Source organism: Streptomyces termitum (genome assembly GCF_014650175.1).
Lineage (GTDB): Bacteria > Actinomycetota > Actinomycetes > Streptomycetales > Streptomycetaceae > Streptomyces > Streptomyces termitum.
In genome coordinates this window covers 1-20,611 of sequence record NZ_BMUL01000030.1, presented here as the reverse complement: position 1 = coordinate 20,611, position 20,611 = coordinate 1, and the positions used below count along the sequence as shown (strand labels likewise).

The 20,611-nt window shown below is 73.4% G+C and carries 21 protein-coding genes and 1 pseudogene; 10 read left to right on the top strand and 12 right to left on the bottom strand.

Going from position 1 to position 20,611, the window contains the following annotated elements; translation table 11 throughout:
* The first annotated feature begins 168 nt into the window (after positions 1-168).
* A complete protein-coding gene (locus IE219_RS31135; protein WP_189983641.1) occupies positions 169-1,257 on the top strand; it encodes an NUDIX hydrolase in 1,089 nt (362 codons plus the stop codon).
* A 201-nt stretch (positions 1,258-1,458) separates the two neighbouring features.
* Positions 1,459-1,740, top strand: a pseudogene (locus tag IE219_RS31130) (hypothetical protein); the annotation flags it as partial.
* A gap of 279 nt (positions 1,741-2,019) precedes the next feature.
* Here IE219_RS31130 and IE219_RS31125 read toward each other — a convergent pair.
* Complete coding sequence (locus IE219_RS31125) at positions 2,020-2,394, bottom strand: cupin domain-containing protein (protein ID WP_189983639.1); 375 nt, start codon at positions 2,392-2,394, stop codon at positions 2,020-2,022.
* A 345-nt stretch (positions 2,395-2,739) separates the two neighbouring features.
* Here IE219_RS31125 and IE219_RS31120 point away from each other — a divergent pair, with 345 nt between their 5' ends.
* On the top strand, positions 2,740-3,081 hold the full coding sequence (locus IE219_RS31120; protein ID WP_189983637.1) for a hypothetical protein: 342 nt from the start codon (positions 2,740-2,742) through the stop codon (positions 3,079-3,081).
* A 52-nt stretch (positions 3,082-3,133) separates the two neighbouring features.
* Here IE219_RS31120 and IE219_RS31115 read toward each other — a convergent pair whose 3' ends face one another.
* From IE219_RS31115 to IE219_RS31100, 4 genes are all read right to left on the bottom strand, one after another.
* Positions 3,134-3,622: a hypothetical protein gene (locus tag IE219_RS31115; protein ID WP_189983635.1), complete on the bottom strand. Its 489-nt coding sequence runs from the start codon at positions 3,620-3,622 to the stop codon at positions 3,134-3,136.
* Positions 3,619-4,206: a zinc metalloprotease gene (locus IE219_RS31110; protein ID WP_189983633.1), complete on the bottom strand. Its 588-nt coding sequence runs from the start codon at positions 4,204-4,206 to the stop codon at positions 3,619-3,621. The genes IE219_RS31115 and IE219_RS31110 overlap by 4 nt, the downstream gene beginning before the upstream one ends.
* Before the next feature lie 271 nt (positions 4,207-4,477).
* Positions 4,478-5,410, bottom strand: a complete 933-nt coding sequence (locus IE219_RS31105; RefSeq protein WP_229850256.1) for a DUF11 domain-containing protein — start codon at positions 5,408-5,410, stop codon at positions 4,478-4,480.
* Positions 5,411-5,705: 295 nt separating this feature from the next.
* Positions 5,706-6,191 carry a DUF3592 domain-containing protein gene (locus tag IE219_RS31100; RefSeq protein ID WP_229850253.1) on the bottom strand — a complete coding sequence of 162 codons (486 nt, stop codon included), beginning with the start codon at positions 6,189-6,191 and terminating at the stop codon, positions 5,706-5,708.
* A gap of 184 nt (positions 6,192-6,375) precedes the next feature.
* On the opposite strand from IE219_RS31100, the gene IE219_RS31095 reads away from it, so the two are divergent.
* Entirely contained in the window at positions 6,376-6,903 is a 528-nt protein-coding gene (locus IE219_RS31095; protein ID WP_189983631.1) for a GNAT family N-acetyltransferase, read from the top strand.
* A gap of 112 nt (positions 6,904-7,015) precedes the next feature.
* On the opposite strand, the gene IE219_RS32145 is transcribed toward IE219_RS31095, so the two are convergent.
* The 4 genes from IE219_RS32145 to IE219_RS31075 all read right to left on the bottom strand — a co-directional run bounded on the left by IE219_RS32145 (position 7,016) and on the right by IE219_RS31075 (position 10,523).
* Positions 7,016-8,392 (bottom strand): hypothetical protein, encoded by a 1,377-nt coding sequence (locus IE219_RS32145; RefSeq protein WP_229850251.1) that lies wholly within the window; start codon positions 8,390-8,392, stop codon positions 7,016-7,018.
* A gap of 40 nt (positions 8,393-8,432) precedes the next feature.
* Positions 8,433-9,248 carry a phosphotransferase gene (locus tag IE219_RS31085; protein ID WP_229850248.1) on the bottom strand — a complete coding sequence of 272 codons (816 nt, stop codon included), beginning with the start codon at positions 9,246-9,248 and terminating at the stop codon, positions 8,433-8,435.
* Positions 9,249-9,319: 71 nt separating this feature from the next.
* Positions 9,320-9,859, bottom strand: a complete 540-nt coding sequence (locus IE219_RS31080) for a hypothetical protein (protein WP_189983629.1) — start codon at positions 9,857-9,859, stop codon at positions 9,320-9,322.
* Between the two features lie 178 nt (positions 9,860-10,037).
* The gene (locus tag IE219_RS31075) at positions 10,038-10,523 is read right to left on the bottom strand and encodes a hypothetical protein (RefSeq protein ID WP_189983627.1); all 486 of its coding nucleotides are present in this window, start codon (positions 10,521-10,523) and stop codon (positions 10,038-10,040) included.
* 555 nt (positions 10,524-11,078) lie between these two features.
* Here IE219_RS31075 and IE219_RS31070 point away from each other — a divergent pair.
* Positions 11,079-11,933 (top strand): DUF6461 domain-containing protein, encoded by an 855-nt coding sequence (locus IE219_RS31070; RefSeq protein WP_189983625.1) that lies wholly within the window; start codon positions 11,079-11,081, stop codon positions 11,931-11,933.
* On the opposite strand, the gene IE219_RS31065 is transcribed toward IE219_RS31070, so the two are convergent.
* Positions 11,920-12,525: a dihydrofolate reductase family protein gene (locus tag IE219_RS31065; RefSeq protein ID WP_189983623.1), complete on the bottom strand. Its 606-nt coding sequence runs from the start codon at positions 12,523-12,525 to the stop codon at positions 11,920-11,922. The two genes, IE219_RS31070 and IE219_RS31065, sit on opposite strands and share 14 nt — an antisense overlap.
* A 510-nt stretch (positions 12,526-13,035) precedes the next feature.
* Between IE219_RS31065 and IE219_RS31060 the strand changes: the two genes are divergently transcribed.
* The 5 genes from IE219_RS31060 to IE219_RS31040 all read left to right on the top strand — a co-directional run bounded on the left by IE219_RS31060 (position 13,036) and on the right by IE219_RS31040 (position 18,992).
* Positions 13,036-15,264 carry a WD40 repeat domain-containing serine/threonine protein kinase gene (locus tag IE219_RS31060; RefSeq protein ID WP_189983621.1) on the top strand — a complete coding sequence of 743 codons (2,229 nt, stop codon included), beginning with the start codon at positions 13,036-13,038 and terminating at the stop codon, positions 15,262-15,264.
* Between the two features lie 163 nt (positions 15,265-15,427).
* Positions 15,428-16,108 carry a DedA family protein gene (locus IE219_RS31055; protein WP_189983619.1) on the top strand — a complete coding sequence of 227 codons (681 nt, stop codon included), beginning with the start codon at positions 15,428-15,430 and terminating at the stop codon, positions 16,106-16,108.
* A gap of 338 nt (positions 16,109-16,446) precedes the next feature.
* Positions 16,447-17,553, top strand: a complete 1,107-nt coding sequence (locus tag IE219_RS31050; RefSeq protein ID WP_229850262.1) for a sensor histidine kinase — start codon at positions 16,447-16,449, stop codon at positions 17,551-17,553.
* A complete protein-coding gene (locus IE219_RS31045) occupies positions 17,544-18,188 on the top strand; it encodes a response regulator transcription factor (RefSeq protein WP_189983617.1) in 645 nt (214 codons plus the stop codon). The genes IE219_RS31050 and IE219_RS31045 overlap by 10 nt, the downstream gene beginning before the upstream one ends.
* A 45-nt stretch (positions 18,189-18,233) precedes the next feature.
* On the top strand, positions 18,234-18,992 hold the full coding sequence (locus IE219_RS31040) for a hypothetical protein (protein ID WP_189983615.1): 759 nt from the start codon (positions 18,234-18,236) through the stop codon (positions 18,990-18,992).
* A gap of 36 nt (positions 18,993-19,028) precedes the next feature.
* Here the strand turns inward: IE219_RS31040 and IE219_RS31035 are convergent, their stop codons facing one another.
* Positions 19,029-19,514, bottom strand: coding sequence for a zinc-binding dehydrogenase (locus IE219_RS31035; RefSeq protein WP_189983613.1), 486 nt, complete (start codon positions 19,512-19,514; stop codon positions 19,029-19,031).
* A 350-nt stretch (positions 19,515-19,864) separates the two neighbouring features.
* Positions 19,865-20,299, bottom strand: a complete 435-nt coding sequence (locus IE219_RS31030; protein WP_189983611.1) for a hypothetical protein — start codon at positions 20,297-20,299, stop codon at positions 19,865-19,867.
* Between the last annotated feature and the right edge of the window lie 312 nt (positions 20,300-20,611).

The following is a 20,611-nucleotide window of genomic DNA, read 5'->3' as shown; positions in this document are numbered from 1 at the left end:
CCGCACACAGAAGCGAAGCCGAGCGAGAGTGACCGCCGACCGGCGTCCCTGCCCGGTTTCCCGGGACCGTCCCCGACCACCCCCGGATCGTTATCGTGCGGTTCAAGCACTTCGTCCGGACCCGGGTCCGCACCCGGAACGGACCCCGCCGCAAGGAAAGAAACGACGATGACGACAGCCGACGACCAGCCGCCCACCCCGGACCTGACCGACGAGGAGTACGGCGCGCTGCGCACCTCGGCGGCGGTGTGGGCCGGCGCCTCCGTGCTGATCACGGACGAACGGGGGAGGGTCCTGGTCCAGAAGGTCGGCTACCGGCCGTTCCGGCTGCTGCCGGGCGGGGCCGTCGACCGGGGCGAGACCGCCGCCCGGGCCGCCGTGCGGGAGGTGGCGGAGGAACTCGGCGTCACCACCACCCTCACCCGCGGCCTCGCGGTCGACTGGGTCACCGCCGCCGGCGCCCCCAGGGCCGAGGAGATGCGCTTCCCGGGGGAGATCCTGCACGTCTTCGACGGAGGCGTCTGGACCGAGGAGCGGATCGCCGGCGTCCGGCTCCCGCCGGACGAGATCCAGGCGATCGAATTCGTCGAACCCGCCGACCTGGCCGCCCTCATGTCCCCGGACGACGCCCGCCGCGCCCTGGCCGCCCTCCGCGCGCGCATCGACCACGCCGGTCCCGTCCTCCTGGAGGACGGATTCCCCCTCACACCGAGCGTGCTGGACCGGACGGCCGTCCTGAGCACGCCCAGGGCGCGGCACCACTTCCCCTTCCACCCGGGCCCCGTCCCCGACGGCCTCGCGCTCCGGCAGGCGTGGTGCTGGGCCTTCGCCCCCGACGGCCGGATCCTGCTTCTCCTTGACCCCGGCACCGGAGCGGCCTGCCTGCCCGGCGGCACCCCCGAACCCGAGGACGACGGCGACCCGGAGGCCACCGTCCGTCGCGAAACCCGTGAAGAGGCGGCGGCGGAACTGCGCGACCTCCTCCACCTCGGATACCTGTCCGACCCCGCCGAGCCCGTCGCCCGCACCCGCTACGCCGCCGCCCTGGCCGCCGTCGGCGCACCGCCCGTCGACCCGGCCACCGGCCACACGTACGTACGCGTCCTCGCCACCCCCGAACAGGCCCTGGCCCTGTTCGACTGGGGCCTGGCCGCGGCCGACCAACTCGCCTCCGTCCACGAGGCCCGCACCCGCCTGGCCCTCCCCAGAGCCACCCCCCGCCCCCTCACCGAACTCGACGGCCCGCACACTTGGTGACCGCCCGCCCCGCCCGCCGGGAACCCGGAAGGGGCGACGTACGGACGCCCCGCCGACGAGAGGCCGCGTCGAACCGGGCGGCCCCACCGGAGCGGTCCGGGAACGTCCGACGCCCTCGCGGACGGTGCGAAGATCGACGCCATGGCCATGACCAAGCCGTTCTCCATCGACCGGATACTCGGCGACCGCCCCTTCGCCGAGATCGGCGTCAGTCTGCGGGACGAACATGGCCGACTTCGAGTGCACGCCCGCGTGGAGCCGCTCTTCGGGTTGCCCCCTCGGCCGCGCAGGCCTCCGGCGGTCCGACTCCTCCCCGGGCAGTGGGTCCGCCGGCAGTTGAACTACCGCTTCACCAGCGCCCTGGGACTCCGCGGTTGGTCGTACTGGCTCGACACGTTCAACATCGCTTATGGCCCCGTCGGCCAGGATGTCTTCCTGTCGGAACCGACCCTGGTCGTCGACGAGCGCGGACCCGTCCGATAGGCCGGGTGCACTGCTCTTGGACAGCCGCTCGCTCCGCTTGGGCGCGGGCGACGGCGAGTCCGGTTCGAGGCGGGTGCCGCCTTCGCCGATCAGCGGGTTCACGTCGAGCGCGCGGACGAGGCGGCAGCGGTACGCGTCGTGGCCGTAGCCCCGATCGCGCCCTCCGGCCATGCCCGCTGTCCGGTTCAGCAGTGGGAGGAACAGGTGCCCTTCCCGCACGGGCGCAGGGGGAAGCCGGCTCGGACCGGAGCCGTACGTGCTCCGCGGACGGAAGCGGCCTTACGCCTCCGTCCCCTCCACCGCGTACCCGGGCACGGAAGGCCAGCGGACCGTCAGGACCACGGACTCCTCCTCCGCGAACCAGGAGTGGTCGACGCCCTGCCCCCACACCACGTAATCCCCCTGGTGCTCCAGGCGGACGGTACGCCCGGGAAGTTCCACCAGAAAGCATCCGCTGATGAGGACCAGCAAGGCCGTACGGTCCTCGCCCCGCACCCACTCGACCCGCTCGTCCCCCGCGGGGTGGACACCCCACTTGATCTCCACGGCCTCGCTGTGACGGGGATCGGAGGCGTCCTTGAAGTGGCCCATCAGCCACCCCCGGTCGAGGGCCGCATCCGCGCCCGCGTTGCCCACATACACGCTGTCGTCCATGGCCCGGGAAAGTACCAGCCGCGCGAAGAACCCGTTCTGAGCCGATGGGGTACGCCTCCACACCGCCGCCTTCCGACGTCCTCCCAAGGCAGTCTCGGACACCGTCCAGGCGGGGCACCACGCCACAAGCGAGTTCCTGCCTCTCGACACGGCGGACGGAACGCATCCGGTCCGGCTGTCATGAGGCGCTTCAATACCCGGATGGTGAACTGGTCGCAGATGCACGTGCTACGGGGACATGGATCGCATCCCCGCCCTGGTGGACGTACCGCACACCGCCCGCACCGCTTCCCCGCGCCGCGACCTGCGTGCCGTCGTACCGGAGGCGTTCGATAGGTTGTGGTCATGCCAAGCGATGACGCCATCATCAATGCCGAGTTCCCGCTGCTCGCCAAGGCCGTTCGTTCTCAGGGGCTGGGGCTAGGTCTGCTCGCCGTCGCGGGGCTTCTCTGGGTTGGAGCCGCCGTTCTCCTCGCCATGCCGTACGGGGACGACAACGAATGCCCCGCGCCGATCGCCAGCGAGTACGTCCACGACAGAGAGTGCGTCGAGGAGCTGGACTGGCCCCTCGTGACCGCCCTCTTCGGCGGCTCCGTCCCCCTCGCGGCCCTGGGCGCCGGAGCCTACGCGAGCGGGAGCGCCGTGCGCCGCGTGGCCGAGCACCTGGAGCGTACGGAACGGTCCTGAACCGCCCACCACGGGCCCCGGCCCGGTGAACGGCGGAGCACCGCCTCCGCCCTCACCGGGCCGGTGCCACGGGAAGCGCCGCCGCTGCCTTCCAGGTGGCCATCAGCGCGTCGTCCACCGGCTTCAGCGCGCCCTGGTAGAGCTGGGCGTGGCCGTCGTCGACCGGGTCCGTCCAGGCGTTGGTGGCGAAGAGGTACGAGAGGCCGTCCGTGAGCCGGGGCGCCGTACCCTCGTCCAGGCCGTACGTCACCCGGACCGTGCCCGCCACGTCCCCGCGCAGGACGGAGCCGACCTCGACCCGGTAGACGTCCTGCGTCCACCCCTCGATCTCGCGCCGCTCCTCGAACGCCACCACCCGCCCCACGAACACGTCCTGCGTGTGGGGCGCGGTGGACGCCACGCTGGTCGCGTCGTAGTCGCGCAGCACCTCGGTCTCCCGCGGACTCGTCCGCCCCTGGTGACCGGCCCAGCTTCCCGCCGCCAGCACCCCGGCCGTCACCACACCGACCAGCACGGCCGCCTTCTTCTCGAACATGCTCATCCCCACAGCGCGTGATAGGCGTCGATGTCCTTCGCGGTCGGACCGTTCAGCCTCTGCTCCTCGAGCCGGCCGTAGTCGTACCAGAGCAGGGACCGGCCCTCGTCGTACGCCTTGTGGCAGAAGCCCAGCGCGTGGCCCAGCTCGTGCGCGGCCACCCTCCGGCGGTGCTCGTCCGAACCCTTGCGCTTCCCGGCGCCGAGATACGCCCGGTTCAGCAGCAGGAGGTCCGCGCCGGGCCGCCCGGACCACATGCCGTACACATCGCGCCACGTCCCCGCCGTACTGTCGGCGTCCCGCCACTCCAGATCGGCGTAGGTCGTCGCGTCGTCCGGCTTGATCTTCACCCGTTTGAGCGTGCCCGCCGTCCACACCTTGACCGCGTGTCTGCGCGCGTCGTCGAACACCGACTCGTCGTCCCAGGCGATCACGGAACCGTCCACGGAGGAACGGCCGCGCGAATCGACCATCCCGTCGAGGCACTTGTACGGCCGGGCCGCACCCGGCGCCGCGTGCGCCGGAGCCGGAACGGCCAGCAGCACGACGGCGGCCGCCGCGGCCGCGAGGGCCAAGGTGTTCGTCTGCACGAGCGGACGATAGTGCTCCGCGGTCATGGGGGAGGGCACCTCTCTCTTCGTGGCAGATGCTCGCCACCGCGCGCCCCGCCCCGGGCGGAAGGAAGGAGCGGCGGGACGACGGGGCTAGGCCGTGTCCGGCGGATCTTCGCGGGCCCGCGACGCCTGGCACGTCCTCTCGCCGCACGCCCGGATCGNGTCCAGTACGAGGGCGACCCGGGCGCACGCCGAGAGAACGCACCAGACGCCGCGGGCTGATCCACGAAGATCCGCCGGACACGGCCTAGGGACAGATGACGAGGGCGATGGAGAGGGTCGTACAGGTGACGGCGGCGGTGTCGTTGCCGGCGTCGGGATCGTCGGGGGAACCGGCGGTGCGCGCGGCGGTGACGGTGACCGGGCCGATGTGCAGGAGCGAGACGGGGACGTGGAAGGTCCTGGAGACGGTGGCGCCCGGAGCGATCGCGCCGTAGGCACAGGTGACGGCGGACGCCGCGACGGTGCAGTCCGGTGACAGGTCGGTCGCCTGCGCGCCCGCCGGGAGCTCGGCGGTCAGGGTGGCCGAGGAGACCGCGCCGGGGCCGTTGTTCGTCGCGGTCAGGGTGTACGCCACGGAGGGCGCCAGGACGGCGAGCCTGGGCCGGGCCTCCAGACCGACGGCGAGGTCGGCGGGCGGGGCGGTGACGGTCAGGACGGGGCCGTTCACGGTGCCCGCGTTGCCCTGTCCTGAGGTCAGGAACTGGTGGCGTACGGGGAAGCTCTGCGGCGGCACGCCCGGGTCGACCTTCAGGGTGACCGAGATGTCGATGGGGTCGCCGGGGGCCAGGTCGCCCACTTGGGCGAAGTAGCCGAGCCCGACCGCCTCCGAACAACTGGTGGAACAGGAAACGACCGACGTGATCGCGTCCAACTGCACCCCGTTGCCCGCGTACAGCCCGATGCGGGCATGGGTGTAGGTCGCGTCGGAGACGCTGGTCACATGGATGGTGACGGTGTTTCCGGAGGCGACCGTGCTCGGCGTCAGCGAGACCGACAGCACCGGGTAGTACGCCCACGCGGGGGCGGAACCGGCGAGCACGAGGGCCACGGCCGCCGTCACGGCCGTGATCAGAGCGGTGAGGAGCCGGGCCGGACGGGTGGCGGTGGCGCGGGACCCGGTCGTGCCGGGGGTTCCGCCGCCGTCGGTCGGACGCGGTCGTATGCCGAGGACGCGCATGGGATCCTTCCTGAGCTTCGGGGGCTGGGGGCGATGTGTGCCCCCGCCGGCCCGAGGAGACCCTGAGGAGACAAGGGCCTGCGGGCCGACTCCTCAGGGATATGGCGTGACCGGTGCGCGAACATGCCCGTACCCCCGTGGGAACACCCGTGCTCCGACCTTTTCCGGACACCGCGCACGCGCCCGCCGACAGGGCTTCCGCCGACGGGCGACGGCCCGCGCGTCAGCAGGCGGGCGGCGTTCGGACCGCGGGAACGTCGAGCGCCGGGCACGCGGCACCGGCGCGCCCCTCCCCTCACGGCCGCCGTTGCCGTGCCCGTACGACCGCCATCGCCCCCGACAGGCCGAGGAAGAGCAGGGCGGCTCCGCCCGACAGCGCGGCCAGCACCGCGGCGCCGCCGCCACCGGTGTCGTCCTCGCGGGCCGCCGTCAGCGGGTCGTCCGCCGCGTACCGGACGGCGATCCGGGCGCCCACGGGGTCCTTGGCCCCGCCGCTTCCCACGGGCAGGGACGCCACCACCGTACGGCCGTCCGCCTCGAACTCGACCCGGCAGCGGCCCGCCATGCAGGACCCGGCCCGCACCAGCGTCGCCTCGGCCCGCCGCCCCTCCGCCAGCGACTCCATGTGCCGCTTCGCGGGCAGCATCACCAGGAGCGACAGCGCGCCCAGCAGCAGTGCGAGCACCATCGACAGCACGAAGGCCGCGAGCGGCGGGAGCTGCGCCTTCGTGGCCTTCCGCCCGCCCGGCCCCGAAGCCCCGATCTCTCCCGTGCCTTCCACGCCCCGCCTCCCGCCCCGCCCCGCGCCGCCCCGGAGCCATGGCCGACACCGTAGCCCCGGGCCGGGCCACCGTCATGTGGGGCCACTGGCATCCGGACAGGCCGGTTCGTTGCCTGCGGCCCGCAAGAACGCGGGAACGGGCACGACGGACCGAAGGGGCGGCCGATCGGCGAGGATCATCGGCATGGCCTACACGATCGAAGCGGCCCGTCCGGGGGACTCCGCGTGGCTGGGGCCGCTGCTGCTGAGGGCGTGGCTGCAGACGTACCCCTCCCCGGAGGCGGGGATCGACGAGGAGTGGATCCACGAGCAGCGCGGCTCGGCGGCCACGGCGGAGGGCGCCATCCGGTGGCGGGAGTTCATCGAGGAGGCGAACCGGCGCCCTGACCTGCTGTTCTGCCGTGTCGTCCGGTCCGGGACGGAGCCTGTCGGCCTTCTCTGCGGACGGCGCGGCCCGACGGTCGCCCTCGGGCCGATGTACCTGCTGGACCACGCCCAGGGCCGGGGGATCGGCGGTCGGATGATGACCGAGTTCCTCACCTGGGCCGGCACCGCACGCATCTCCCTGTGGGTCACCGACTACAACGAGAGCGCGATCCGCTTCTACCGGCGGTACGGCTTCGAGAGCACGGGCGAGCGAGAACTCTGGCGCGGAAAGCTCCCGAACCTGCGCATGGCCCGCGAGGCCGTACCCGACATCGACCGCGACTGACCGTCACGGCAACGGGGTTGCGGTCCCGCCGCCCGCCCTCCCCGGGCGCGGGCAGGTGCCCTCCATCGTCGCCGCCGGAGGCCCCAGGGCACCTCCACGACAGGCGGCGGGCTCACAACCCGGCCTCGGCGAGGATGCGGCGCATCCGGGCCGGTCGCAGCGCGGGGTGGGCGGCGGCGTGGTCCGCGACGTCGGGATCCGGGTCGGAGAGCAGCTCGTCCAGCAGGGGCTCCGTGGCGGCGGGATGCCGGGCGACCCCGCCGCGCAGAAAGGGTTCGGCGGCGGTGGCGAGGCGCCGGAGGCACGGCAGGGGGAGTTCCGGGTCCTCCAGGGCGAGGAAGCGCACCTGCGGGTCCGGCGCGTCGGTGAACGTGCGCAGGGCGGCGCGGGGGAAGTTCGGGTGGTCGACGAGGCGCGGCCGGACGTGGCGCGGCCGGACGTGGCGCACGTCGCCGTGGGCCCGCACCAGCCGCTCCAGAACCTCTGGCGGCGCGTCGGGGCGGCGGGCGGCCGTGCGGCGGACCGAAAGCTCCGGGTCGTCGTCCAGGCGGCGCCACGCCTCCGCGGGCAGGTCGGGGCAGGAGGCCAGGACACGCCGGAACACCGTGTGCGGGCAGTCCAGGTAGGCCAGCCGCTCGGCGAGGGGCACGTCACACAGCCAGTCCGGTTCGGTTCCGTGCCAGGTCAGAGCCACCTCAGCCGTGATGCTTCCGGCCGCCCGCTCGGCTTCCACGAGGGCGTACAGCCGGTCCCGGGTCCCGGCGTCCACATGACGGCTCCGGGCCATCGAGATCCGTACGTACGGGTCGGTGGAGTCCAGCAGCCGGGCGACCATCTCCGCCGACAGGTGCGGGTTGTCGGCGACGGCCTGATGGACCTCTTCCTCCCCGCTCCGGACGAGCCGCTCGAACCACTCCCGGGTGAGGGGAGCGTGACGCGCTGTGTTGGCCCGCGTGGCGGGGTCGGCCAGGCACCGGTCCCGCCACGCGGGCGGGACACCCGGATCACGGTGCCGGGTGGCGGCCGCGCGAACCCGGGCGTCGGTGTCGGCGAGCAGCGCCACCTGCACGGCGAGCGGCCGGTCGTGCCAGCCCTGCGCGTCCGCGAGGCGCAGGTCAGGGTCCGGCGCGCTGGCGAGTGCCTCCCGGGGCAGGCCGTGGACCTCCTCCAGGTCGCGGATGCCGACGGCTACGGCGCGCCGCACCATGTCGCGGATGAAGTCCGCGTACGCGTCGCGGATCGCCGGATCGGGGTGCTCGGCGATCCGCCGCCGCATCTCCGGGGAGATCCGGTCCCCGTGCAGGCCCACCGCGGTCCTGCCGCCGCCGTGCGCGAGCAGCGCCTCGACGACGGCGTCCGACAGCCGTCCGCGACGTCGCGACATTCCGTGCCGTCCGGCCCGGTGCGCGGCCAGGCGGACGAGGAGGTCCTCGGGAGCCGACGGGTTCCGGCCCAGCCCCGAGAGCCGGGGGTGATCGAGGCTCGTCATGTGCCCACGCTAGCGGGACCTTTGTGCGCGGGTTCCTCTGTTACCCGGCCCCTCCCGAACTTTCCGAACTTTCCGAGGCTTCCCGCCCGCGAGGTCCGGCGGTCGTGAAGGTGTCCTCGATCCACGTGGCATCCGTCAGATAGCGGAGGTCGTGGCCTTCCGCGACATGTTGCCCGAACGCCGGATGCCCCGCCGCCGCGTGCTCGCGCATCCAGGCGACGAGTGCTCGCAGCCGCGCCGCCGCCGTGGCGGGCAGCCGGGACCGCTCTTCCCGGGACAGGCCGTAGGCGTCGGCGAACAGGGCGAGCCGCCGCGCCGCCTCCGGGACCGGCAGGGTGTGCTCCACCTCGTCGGGGGCGTACAGCGGCACGAACCGGTAGGCGGTGTAGGCGGCGTCCCACAGCCGGGGACCCGGGTGGGCCGTGTCGAAGTCGATGAAGGCGACGGGCAGCCGGTCCCGGAAGACCGTGTTGTACGTCGCCGCGTCACCGTGGCAGATCACCTCCGCCGGCTCGCGTACGGGGAACTGCCAGACGTCGCCCCGCTCCGGTACGAAGCCGGCCGACGCGTCGTGCAGACCGCGCAGCAGCCGCCCCGCCGCCACCAGCGAAGCGTCGCTCCGCACGTCGGGCGCGGCGAAGTCGTGCCCCACCTCCCCGGGGAGGAACTCGACGAGTTCCTCGGCACCGTCGTCACTGAGCCCGTACGGGCGCGGCGCGCCGGAGAACCCCGCGTCACGCAGGTGCGCGAGCAGGCGCTGCACGGCGGGGCTCCAGGCACCGGCCGGCCGCCGCACCAGACCGCCTTCCCGGACGACCCGGTTCACACCGCCGACGAACACTTCCCGATCTTCCACGGGGCCAGGCTAGCCACGCGGACCACCGCGGAACGCCGATTTTTCCGCTCCCGGGATGCCCGGTCCTCCCTTCACGGGGTGCCCAGGGCGCGGGCGAACGCGGTGAGCGCCCGGAAGTCGTCCTCCCGCAGACCGATCCGCGGACTGACGTGATGGAGAAGCGCGGCCCCCCGATGATGGGCGGACACGTACGCCCGGTCCGGTTCGCCCTGCTCGTCGTCCACCCAGGCGAAGGGGCGCCCGTCGGCGTGGTCCACCAGCGGACCGGTCTTCCGGTGGACTCCGTCGGGGCGCTCCCGGAACAGGTCCTCGCCGAAGTCGACGAAGGGCAGCTCCGGGAGGCCGAGGACCGGGGCGATCCACCGGTTGGCGTCGTCCCTCCACGTGGTGGCCCAGCACAGTTCGAAACCGAGCCCGAGCAGGACGCGCCCGTGCTCCGGGTCGAGCCAGACCCGCAGGGGGCGCCGCCGGGACGGGAAACCCGTGTCGTCCTCAGGGGCGGCGGGCCGGGGGACCCTGATCGTGGTGTACCCGGCGGGACGCCTCTCCGGCTGAGCCGCGTAGGGGTTGAGCGGCCCGTCCACGTCGAGGAACAGCAGCGGTCGGTTCACGTTCTCCATCCCCTTCAGGCGGAGGATTCAGGCGGCCCCGGCCGACACCGGTCACCCACGCGACCGGCCTGAAGGCGCCGGACCGCGACTTCTCCTCAGCAGTCGTCACAGGACACGATCGTCCGGCCCGCCGCACGGGAACGACAACCCGATTTCCCCTCGCCCCGGCCCTCGCCCGTCAGCCGGGGCCGGGGGAGGACTCCAGGCCGATGACGACCATGACGGGAAGGTCCGTGTCGTGCTGGACCACACCGGCGGTGAGCGCGAGACCGCCCAGCGTCCACCGCTTCACCGCGATGAACTCGTCCTCGTCCTCCGCCCTCTGGGGGGAATCGGCAAGATGACCGGCCAGAGAGGACCCCTTGATGGCGGGAAGGGCATCGGCCAGGGCCCGTGCCCCCTGCTCGTAGACGGCCTCCAGGTCGTCGAAGTAGCCCGACGTGTCGACGTCACGGATCCAGACGGCGAACGAGACGCCGACCGCTCCGCTGCCGGACGGCTGGATCCAGGCCCCGATGCCGTTCTTGTCCCACGACGTCTCCACACCGTCGCGGAGCCTGCCCGCGGGCACCCACCCCCGGGCCGAGAACCGGGCGGCCACCTCCACGGCGGTCAGCGGGGCGAGGGCTCGGAGCTCTTCCAGCATCGTGATCACCGCGGTCATGGATCCGTTTCCTTTCGTACGGGCGCCGGTCGCGCGACGCGGTGGTACGCCACGAACCCGGCGGTCGCGACCAGCACGTACGTGGGGACGAGCAGAGGCGTGCCGGGGGCCGGCCGGTGCCGCGCCGGTCGCCCTCCAGCATGACGCGGTCGACCGTGAGGAAGGCCAGGCGGGCCCCGATCGCGGTCCACAGCGGCGCGCCCGGTCGACGCGGTCCTCGCGGCGAGGAGCACCAGGCCGACCAGGGCAGGCAGGACGAGGTGGCCGACAGGCTCCTCCCCGCCCGGAGTCGGCCCCACCGGGCCGGGTTCGCCGCCGATCAGCCGTGCCGCCCCGGCGTGGACCACCGACGCGGCCCCCGGCACCAGGAGGAAGACCGCCGCGGCGCCCAGGACCGAGACCGTGGCGGGGGAGGCCCAGGTGCGTCCGCGCAGCGCGGTCTCCTCCGGCAGGACTTCGAGGAGGAGGGCGACCACGGTGGGGGAGAGGCGGAACCCGGCGAGGGACGCGAGGTGGACACGGTGCTTGTCAGAGGCGTCGGGGACACTGCCTCGTATGAACCTCGTGACCGCGCACGACTACGCCTGGATCCGCACCTCGCCGCTCTTCCGCCATGCCTTGGAGAGCGGATACACCCTGACGCTGATACGGGGACGGAGCCCGCACGAGGTGCTGCGCGCGATGGAGGCGGAGCCGTGCGGCACCGGTGAGGGGACGGAGGGGCTGATCGAGGCGGACAGCGACCACCGGGACGAAGCGGGCTGGGACTCCTGGGACGAGTCCTACGTCGCGGGCGTCTTCGGCACGCCGGGCGAGGGCGGCGACTGGACGCTCGTCCTCGGCTTCGACGGCGGTCTGGGCATCGGGGACGCGGCCGTGGAGGAGCTGTCGAAGGGCGGCCGGATCGTGGTCCATTCGAGCAACGGCGGCAAGCCCATCCACCTCTTCCACTGGTTCGAGGACGGAGCACTGCGCACGATGTTCGAAGCCGCTTCGGCGCGCTACGGCAGCACCCCGGACGAACTGGTCCCCCTGCTGCGGGACGTCGGCTTCCCGCTGACCCCCGAGGGGGAGCACGACGAGAGCGCCCCGGACGTCGACGGGAAGGCGGCGGTCCTCGCCCTGACCGAGAGACTCACCGGGGTACGCGTCACCGAACCCTTCCTCCAGGACGCCACGTACGCACTGGGAATCGTCCCCGAGCGGCCCGCCGAGGAGTGGACCGGCGTGATCATCGACATCACGGACGCCCACGGGGAGCGCTTCTACAGGGAGTGGACCTACGAGGAGATCGCGGCGGCCTCCGACCGCGCACGGGCGGAGGCGAACGCGCCGGTCGTGATCGCCTACGACGCTCCGCAGGCCACGGACCGCCCGCAGGACGGGCCGGGCGAGGTCAGGAAGGGGTGACGAGCGGAGGGTGCCGGAGCACGCGGGGCGCGTACTCGACCAGTTGGATGCGGCCGTCGAAGGTGCGGTGATCGATCATGTCGAGGGCGATGTCCGGATAGCCGTCGTAGACGCGTTCCTCCCCCGTGGCCCCGGTGATCACGGGGAACATCACGACCCGGAAGCGGTCGACGAGCCCGGCGCTCAGCAGGGACCGGCACAGGCTGAGGCTGCCGATCGTGCTGAGGAGCCCCGAGCCGCCCGCCTTCATGGCGCGGACCGCCTCGACGGCGTCGTCGCGGACGAGCGTGCAGTTCGCCCAGGTCGGCGGCGCGTCGAGCGAGGAGGAGAACACGATCTTGGAGGCTCGCGTGAGCTCGTCGACGGACGCCTCCTCCTCGGGCCTGAACTCGTCCTGGCCGCCCGGGACCTTCCCCTCGGCGAAGCCCGACATCAGACGGTAGGTGTTCGCCCCCATCAGGTAGGTGGCCTCGGGCTGCTCGCCGAGCCAGGCGAGGTACTCCGGGCCCTCCAGGCCCCAGAACCCCGGCCACCCCTCTCCTGACGCGTAGCCGTCGAGGGTGGTGATGAAGTCGACGAGAAGCTCCGACATGGCGATGTCCTTCCTGAGGTCTCACCAGCTTGGACCGGCCAGGAGCCGCGAACTCATCGGCCGCGCCGCGAAAAGACGAGAAACCCCCGGGACGCCGCGCGCGAACGGGTGGCAACGGGCCCGACTGCCATACGCCGCCGCCGGAACCCGGCGCACGCCCCGCCATACCCCCGACCAGTCGCGGCGCTTGCCCCGGAACTCGGGCAGTCGGCGAGGCGGCGGGCCTCGGCCGGGATCGCCTCACCGGCGCGTTCCGTACGAGGGGTTCTCGTGACGCGCGGCTGTTCAGAAGGGTGTGGAACCGCCGGACCGTCGCTCGGGCATCCGGTGACGGCGCGGCACGGTGTGAAAGTCCGGCACCCGGCAGGGCAAGTCACCTTCCTGGAGCGTGAGTTGTGTTGTGGAATGATCCGGGCCGGGCCCGCACGCCTCGACAGTCGCGGGCCGTCGCCGAGCCGAGCCCTGGAGAGTCATGATCCGCTGCACCGCGTCCGGCGAAGGGCTCGCGCGATGACGGGTGTGGTGGGCCGGGCCGGTGGGACACCGGCGGAGATCGGGCCGTACCGGCTGGAAGGACTGCTGGGCGAGGGCGGGATGGGCCGCGTGTACCTGGGGCGTACACCCGCCGGCAGCGCCGTGGCCGTCAAGGTCGTCCACCGCGCGTACGCCGCGGACCCGGAGTTCCGCAGGCGCTTCGCGCTGGAGGTCGCGGCGGCCCGGCGCGTACAAGGGCTCTACACCGTGCCCGTGGTCGCGGCCGACCTGGACGCCGACGAGCCCTGGCTCGCCACCGCCTACGCCCCCGGGCCCTCGCTCCAGCAGGCCGTCGGCGAACGGGGCCCACTACCCGCCGACGAGGTCCTCGCGCTGACGGCCCGGGTCGCCGAAGCGCTGGAGACCATCCACGCCGCCGGAGTCGTCCACCGCGACCTGAAACCCTCCAACATCGTCCTCACCGCCGACGGCCCCAAGGTCATCGATTTCGGCATCGCCCGCGCCGCGGACGTCACCGCCGTCACCGCCACGGGCATGCGCGCCGGGACACCGGCCTACATGGCACCCGAGTACATCCGGGGGCAGGAGGTCACCGAAGCCGGTGACGTCTTCGCGCTCGGCCTCGTCGCCCACTTCGCCGCCAGCGGACGGCTCGCCTTCGGCGGCGGCAGCGGACACGGAGTGGCGTACCGCATCCTCGAAGCGGAACCCGACCTCGACGGCTGCCCCGAACCCGTGCGCCGCGTCGTGGCCCGCTGCCTGGAGAAGGACCCGGCACGGCGCCCGACACCCGCCGAGGTCGTCCGGCTCTGCGGCGGGGCGGAGACCGGGAACACCGGCGACGGCCGTACGCCCACCGTCCTGTCCGCGCCCCCGGCGACCGGTCCCGACGCGCCCACCGCCCCCGCGCAGACCCGTACCCCCGCACCGGACGCCGCCGCCCCCGCGCAGAGCCGTACCCCCGCACCGCACGCCGCCCCCGCACCAGTACGTACGCCCGCGCCGGATGCCACCGGCACCGCCGCCGACACCGTCCCCCCGCCCGTCCCGCCGTCCGTCGCCCTGCTCGGGGCCGTCGGCGCCGTCGGCGTCGTCGTGCTGGTCGCCGTCCTCGTCGCGGTGCTGCTTCCCTCGTCGGAGAAGCCCCCGAAGAGCCGGCGGCCGTACCCCGTCGTCGCGGCGACCGCGATCTTCGCCCAGGGGACCAGCGGCATCGCGTTCAGCCGCGACGGCAGGACCCTCGCCACCGGCGGCGAGGGCGGCAAGGTCAGGCTGTGGGACGTCGCCACGCGCAGGACGCGCGCCACGCTCATCGAGAAGAACTGGGCGGGGGAGCCGATGAGGGTCCTCAACGTGACGTTCAGCGCCGACGGCAAGACCCTGGCCACGAGGACCTACAACCACCTGGTCGGCGTCTGGGACGTGGCGGGGCGACGGCAGATCCGCCGCATCGAGCAACACGCCTACACCATCGCCCTCAGCCCCGACGGCAAGCGGATCGCGCTCGCCAGCACCACCGGGGCCAACCTGTGGGACGTCGGCAGCCGCGGCGAGAAGCCCCGCGCCCACTTCGGCCAGGAGGTGCGGGCGATGGACCTGGCGTTCAGTCCCGACGGCAGGACCCTCGCCACCGTCGGGGACCCGTCCGACTTCCGGAGCTACCCCGACAACGAACCTGCCAAGCTGTGGGACCTGACCCGGATCGACCCGGAGCCCTACGGCCAGGGCGACGCCCGCCGCACCCTCGCCCTCGAAGAGGTCACCTACGCCGTCGCCTTCAGCCCCGACGGCAAGACCCTCGCGACCGGCGGGCCGGGCGGCGACGTACGGCTGTGGGACGTGGCCACCGGCCGCCTCAAGACCACGATCGCCGACCGCCTCCTCAGGGTCGGGGACCTGGCCTTCAGCCCCGACGGCCGGAGCCTCGCCGTCACCGCCGACGGCGGGGTGCTGCTCTGGAACCTGGCCGACCGCAAGCCGAGCGCCCTCCTGGCCGACGACAGCACCGGCTACGGCGACGAGGACATCAAGGAGCTGGCCTTCAGCCCGGACGGGCGGTTCCTCGCGGGCACCACCCTCGGAGGCGTCGACGAACCCGACGAGGACTCCGACTCCCCGGACCAGTACGGCCCTTCGCGGGACGCCGAGGCGAACAGCGGAGTGCGGCTGTGGGAGATCCCGAAGGGGGAGAACCCGCCGGGGAGGAAACCGGCGGGGGAGAGTCCGCAGGGGTCCGCCCCCTGAGCGCTCCCGCACGCTTCCGCGGTTCTCCGCGGGGTCGGGAGTACGGGAAACCGCACCGGAGCGGACGGCAACCCTCATACCGGCGCTGAGCGGCGGTTCCTAGGTTCGAGGAAGAGAACGGGGCGCCCGCCCCGCCCTCTCCCCTCCGAATCGGAGCCCCCTCATGAACCCCACGCACCTCACACACCCCGCACACCTGGCGCTCGCCCAGCAGCCCGCGGACGGCTTCGCCGGCTGGGCCGCCGGCCTCGTCGACACGATGGGCGGCCCGGGAGCCGGACTGGCCATCGCCCTGGAGAACCTCTTCCCGCCGCTGCCCAGCGAGGTCATCCTGCCCCTGACCGGCTTCGCCGCCGGACAGGGCGTGCTGAGCCTGGCCTCGGCACTGTTCTGGACGACGCTCGGCTCGGTGACCGGCGCGGTCGCGCTCTACTGGATCGGCATGGTCTTCGGCCGGGAACGGATGCACCGGATCTGGGGAAAGCTGCCCCTGGTGAAGGCATCGGACCTGGTCCGCACCGAGGAATGGTTCGCCAGGCACGGCACCAAGGCCGTCTTCCTCGGCCGGATGGTGCCGATCTTCCGGAGCCTGATCTCGGTGCCCGCCGGTGTCGAGCGGATGCCGATGCCCCTCTTCGTCATGCTCACCACGCTCGGCAGCCTCATCTGGAACGGCGTCCTCGTGATGGCCGGCTACTGGCTGGGCGACCGGTGGGACGTCGTGGAGACCTACGTCGGCGTCCTGTCGAAGGCCGTCCTGGTGCTCGTCCTCGTCGCCGTCGCGGCCTACGTGACGGTCCGCCTGCGCGGCCGGGGCCGGGCCCAGCACCGCCGCACCTCGTGACCCCCGACCCCCGCCCCGCCGGTACGGCCCCGCTTCCCGCACCGTCCGGACGATCTTGTCCGGGCGGTACGGGCGCACTAGTCTCGGGCTCCGTGGGAGGGGACCCAGCAGGTACGACGCCCGACCGGACACCGACCGGGCCCGACAGGACCGGCCCCGGCGAGAACGTCCTCGGAGGGTACGGCTCCGACGGGTACGGCCCCGGTGAGAACAGCCCCGCTGGGCCCGGCGGGAACGAGCCCGGCGGGTACGACCCAGGCGAGAACGGCCCCGGGGACCAGACAGGCGCTCCCCGTACGACGTCCCGGCCCCAGCCCCCACCCCGCCCGCGCCGCGCCCTGGGCGTCCTCCTCGGCTGCGCGACCGCGCTGGCCGGCACCCTGTACTTCCTCGTCGCCGGGACGGCCCTCGGCCCGTTCCTGCTCCCGCCGCGCACCCGGCCCGGCGCCCGGGAGGTCCTGATGACCGGCGCCCGCCGCCTGGCCGCCCTCGAACGGGCCCGCCGCTCCGCCTTCTTCGGGGACCTCTTCCCCGCGCGGTACCGGACCTCGGACCCAAGGCTCCTGCGCTACCTCGCGGTCCGCTGCTCCACGGGGCTGCTCTGCTCCGTGGTGCTCGGGCTGCTGGCCTTCGGCGCCGTCCTGGCCGGCCTCCTGCTCGCCGGCGCCGTCCGGGGCACCCTCCCCTGGGACGAGCTGCCGACCCAGGTCCTCCTCGGCGGCGTCCTGCTCTTCCTCGACGTCCAGGGCCTGTACTCGCTGGCCGCCCTCGACGCCCGTACCGCCCGCGCCTGCTTCGGCCCCTCCGAGCGGGAGCTGCTCCAGCGCCGCATCGACGAACTCGCCGCCAGCCGGGCCGCGGTCGTCGAGGCCGTGGACGCCGAACGGCGGCGCATCGAGCGCGATCTGCACGACGGGGTCCAGCAGCGGCTGGTGGCGCTGGCCATGCTGATCGGCCGGGCGCGCCGGGGCCGCGACCCCGAACGGACCGACGCGCTGCTGCTCCAGGCGCACGAGGAGTCCCGGGCCGTACTGACCGAACTCCGCGAGGTGGCCTGGCGGGTGTACCCGTCGGCGCTCGACGGCCTCGGCCTCCAAGAAGCCCTCGGCGGGGTCGCCGAACGGTGCGGCATCCCGCTCCGGACCCGCTTCGAGGTCGGCGCCCCGCTGCCCCGGCCGGTCGAGACGGCCGCCTACTTCGTGGTGTCGGAGTCCGTGACGAACGCGGCCAAGCACTCCTCGGCCTCGGCGATCGCGGTGACGGTCGTCCTCGACGGGGCACGGCTCACCGTCCGGGTCGAGGACGACGGCACGGGCGGCGCGGACGCGACCGGCGGCGGCCTGACCGGGCTGCGCAGCCGGGTGGCCGCCCTCGACGGCGTCCTGCGCGTCCACAGCCCCCACGGGGGACCGACCACCATCACCGCGGAGCTCCCATGCGCGTAATCCTGGCCGAGGACTCGACCCTGCTGCGGGAGGGCCTGGTCAGGCTCCTCGCCGAGGAGGGCCACGAGGTCCTGGCCGCGCTCGGCGACGCGGCGACCCTCCTCAAGGAGGTCGGGGAACGGCGGCCGGACGTCGTCGTCGCCGACATCCGGATGCCCCCCACCCACACGGACGAGGGACTGCGGGCGGCCGTCGAGATCCGGGAGCGATGGCCCGAAGTCGGCGTCCTGGTCCTGTCGCAGCACATCGAACGCGCCTACGCGGCCCAGCTCCTGGCGGCCGGAGCCGAGCGGGTCGGCTACCTCCTGAAGGACCGGGTGGCGCAGGTCGAGGAGTTCCTGGACGCCCTGGAGCGGATCGGCGCCGGCGGCGCGGCGATCGACCCGGAGGTCGTACGGCACCTGGTCGTCCGGACCACCCACGGCGACCCGCTGGCGCGCCTCACGCCCCGGGAACGCACGGTCCTGGAGGCACTCGCGCAGGGCCACACGAACGCGGCCATCGCGCAGAAGCTGCACCTCTCGCTGAGCTCGGTGGAGAAGAACCTCAACACCGTCTTCGACAAACTGGAACTGCCCCGCACCACCGGCTACAACCGGCGGATCCTCGCGGTGCTCCGCTACCTGGAGTCGTAGCCCTCCCCGCCGGACGGACCCCGCGAGGCTTGTCATACTTCCCCGATGGAGACACGGCACGAGGAGGCGGCGCGGCGCTGGCTGGCCGACCAGGGAGTCAGCCGTACGGCCGGCGGGTGGGTGCGCGACGGGGAACCGGACGTGCTGTTCACAGCCGGCCAGGTGGCGCACTCCTGGGCCGGCGACGTGTTCGCCGAGGACATGGACGCGGCCGACCGGGTGCGGCTGGCCTTCGGACTGCTGGACCTCCTCGACACGTACTGGGTCACCTGCGAGATCCGGTTCGCGTACGAGGACCCGGAGGACCCCCTGCCGGCCGGCGCGCTGTGGGACGGCTACCGGCGGCGGCTGGAGGCGGACCGGGACGCCGAGACCGTCACCTACTCGCTGTGGGTGGACTGGTTCGAGGACCGCGCCACCTCCGCGACGGCCTTCGCCGAGGTCCTCGGCAACGACATCGACCGGACGGCGGCCGAACCCTCGGAGGCCCTGATCCGCCGGGCCCGCCGGGTCCTGGAATGCTCGGGACCGGTGGACTGGACGGTGAAGGAACCGGCGTACCGCACCGCCGTACGCCTCCCCGACCTGCACGAACCCGTCTTCCGCGGCCTCCTGGCGAGCTTCCACGACCTCTACGGCGACCTCGACCCGACCCCCGCACGGGCCCTCCTCGACCGACTGGACCTCCCCCCGCACACCCGGCACCTCCCCGAACTCCGCCACGCCCTCGCCGCGGGCCACAGGAACCACCACCGCAGCCCCGGCGCCTGGGACGACGCGGTGCGCTCCTGCTCCCGCCCCTGAGCAGCGGCCCCGACCAGGAGCCGGGGAGGATCCGCGTCAGGCGCCGATGGACAGCACCGGCTTGCCGCGCACGCGGCCGGCCGCGGAGCGGTCCCGGGCCTCGGCGATGCGGCCGATCGGCAGGACGTCCTCGATCGGCACGACGACGGCGCCGGAGGCGACGCCGCCCAGGACCTGCTGGAGCGCGCCCTCGTACCCCTGTTCCGTGCCCGTGACGAGGATCCCGCCGCGCGCGGGCACCTCGGGGTCGAGGAGCGTCACGAGTGCTCCGCCCTCCTTCACGAGGGCGGAGAAAACGTCGAACTCGCCGCCGATGACGAGGTCGAAGGCCGCGTCGATGCCCTCCGGGGTCCGTACGAGGGCCGTCGTGTAGGTGACCGCGTACTCGGCGGCGGCGCCGTCCGGCGACAGCCCGGCGACCCGGTCACCCACCGTCAGGGCATCGACGCCCTCACCGACCGCGTCCACGATGCCGGCGGCGCCCGTCTCGGCGATATCGCCTCCGCCCGCACCCGCCAGCACGTCGAAGAGGCTGCTCTCCGACCTGGAGAACAGCCTCTTCGGCGGGTACGACCGGACGGCACCGCAGGAGTGGACGGCCAGGGGGCGGCCGACACCCTCGCCTTCGCACCCGCCGAGCCGGGCCCGCCGAGACGGGCCCGGCCCTCGGCGAGGCGCTGGCCGAGGTGACGGCTGCGACGCCGCCGTCGCCGCACGCACTCTGAGTCCGCGACCCCCGGGGCGGTCCGTGCCCGGAGGTTCCGGCGCCGTTCCCGGGGCGGGGTGCTGTCGCAGGGGCTCAGAGCGCGTGGGTCACCGGGGCGGCGCGAGTCGCTCTCGGCGCGGGCCCGGGAGCCGGGCGGAGCCTCCGGTCAGCAGGACACCACGGCCGAGACGGTCGCGGCCGACGGGGGCCAGCCCCACTGGTTCACGGAGAAGCCACCGGTGACCGTCGAACCGCACGGCGCGGTGGTGACGATGCTGCCGACCGAGGTCGCGCCCGCCTGGACGAGCACGGTCGGGTTGATGGGTGCGATCGGGGCGCCGCCGACGACCGCGCCGGAGACCGTGAAGCCGACCTGCTGGGGCTGCCACCCGGAGGTGGTCGTGGCCGCGACCCCGTAGAAGCGGACCTGGTTGCCGGTCACCTCGACACAGGCTCTGGTCAGCAGGATCCCAGGCGCACCGGGGGTACCGCAGGTGACGACGGCGCCGACCGGACCGGCCGGCGCGGCGACGGCTTCCTGGCCGGTGGCCAGGGTGGCCAGGGTCGCAGCGGCGACCGCGACAGTGGCAAGACTCTTCATGGGGTCCCTCCTTCTTCCATTGCTCTCATCCAAGAGCAATGTGAAATGTCACATGGCTTACGGATGGATCATGGCAGCGCGCTGGGGTGAACAGCACGGAATTTCGAAGGAAAGGTGTTTTTCTACTGGTTCCGGCCATCGAATGACCTGAATTCCACCCCAGTGGTCACACAAGAAGCTGCCGCCCAGCGCCCCGGCCCGCCCCTCGCGCGGATCGTCAAGCAGGTGTGCGCGGGATGCACAGCGACAGCGCGATCACCCTCATAGGCTCGCTCGCGTTCGAACGACTTCGTACACCACATGGGGGAATCG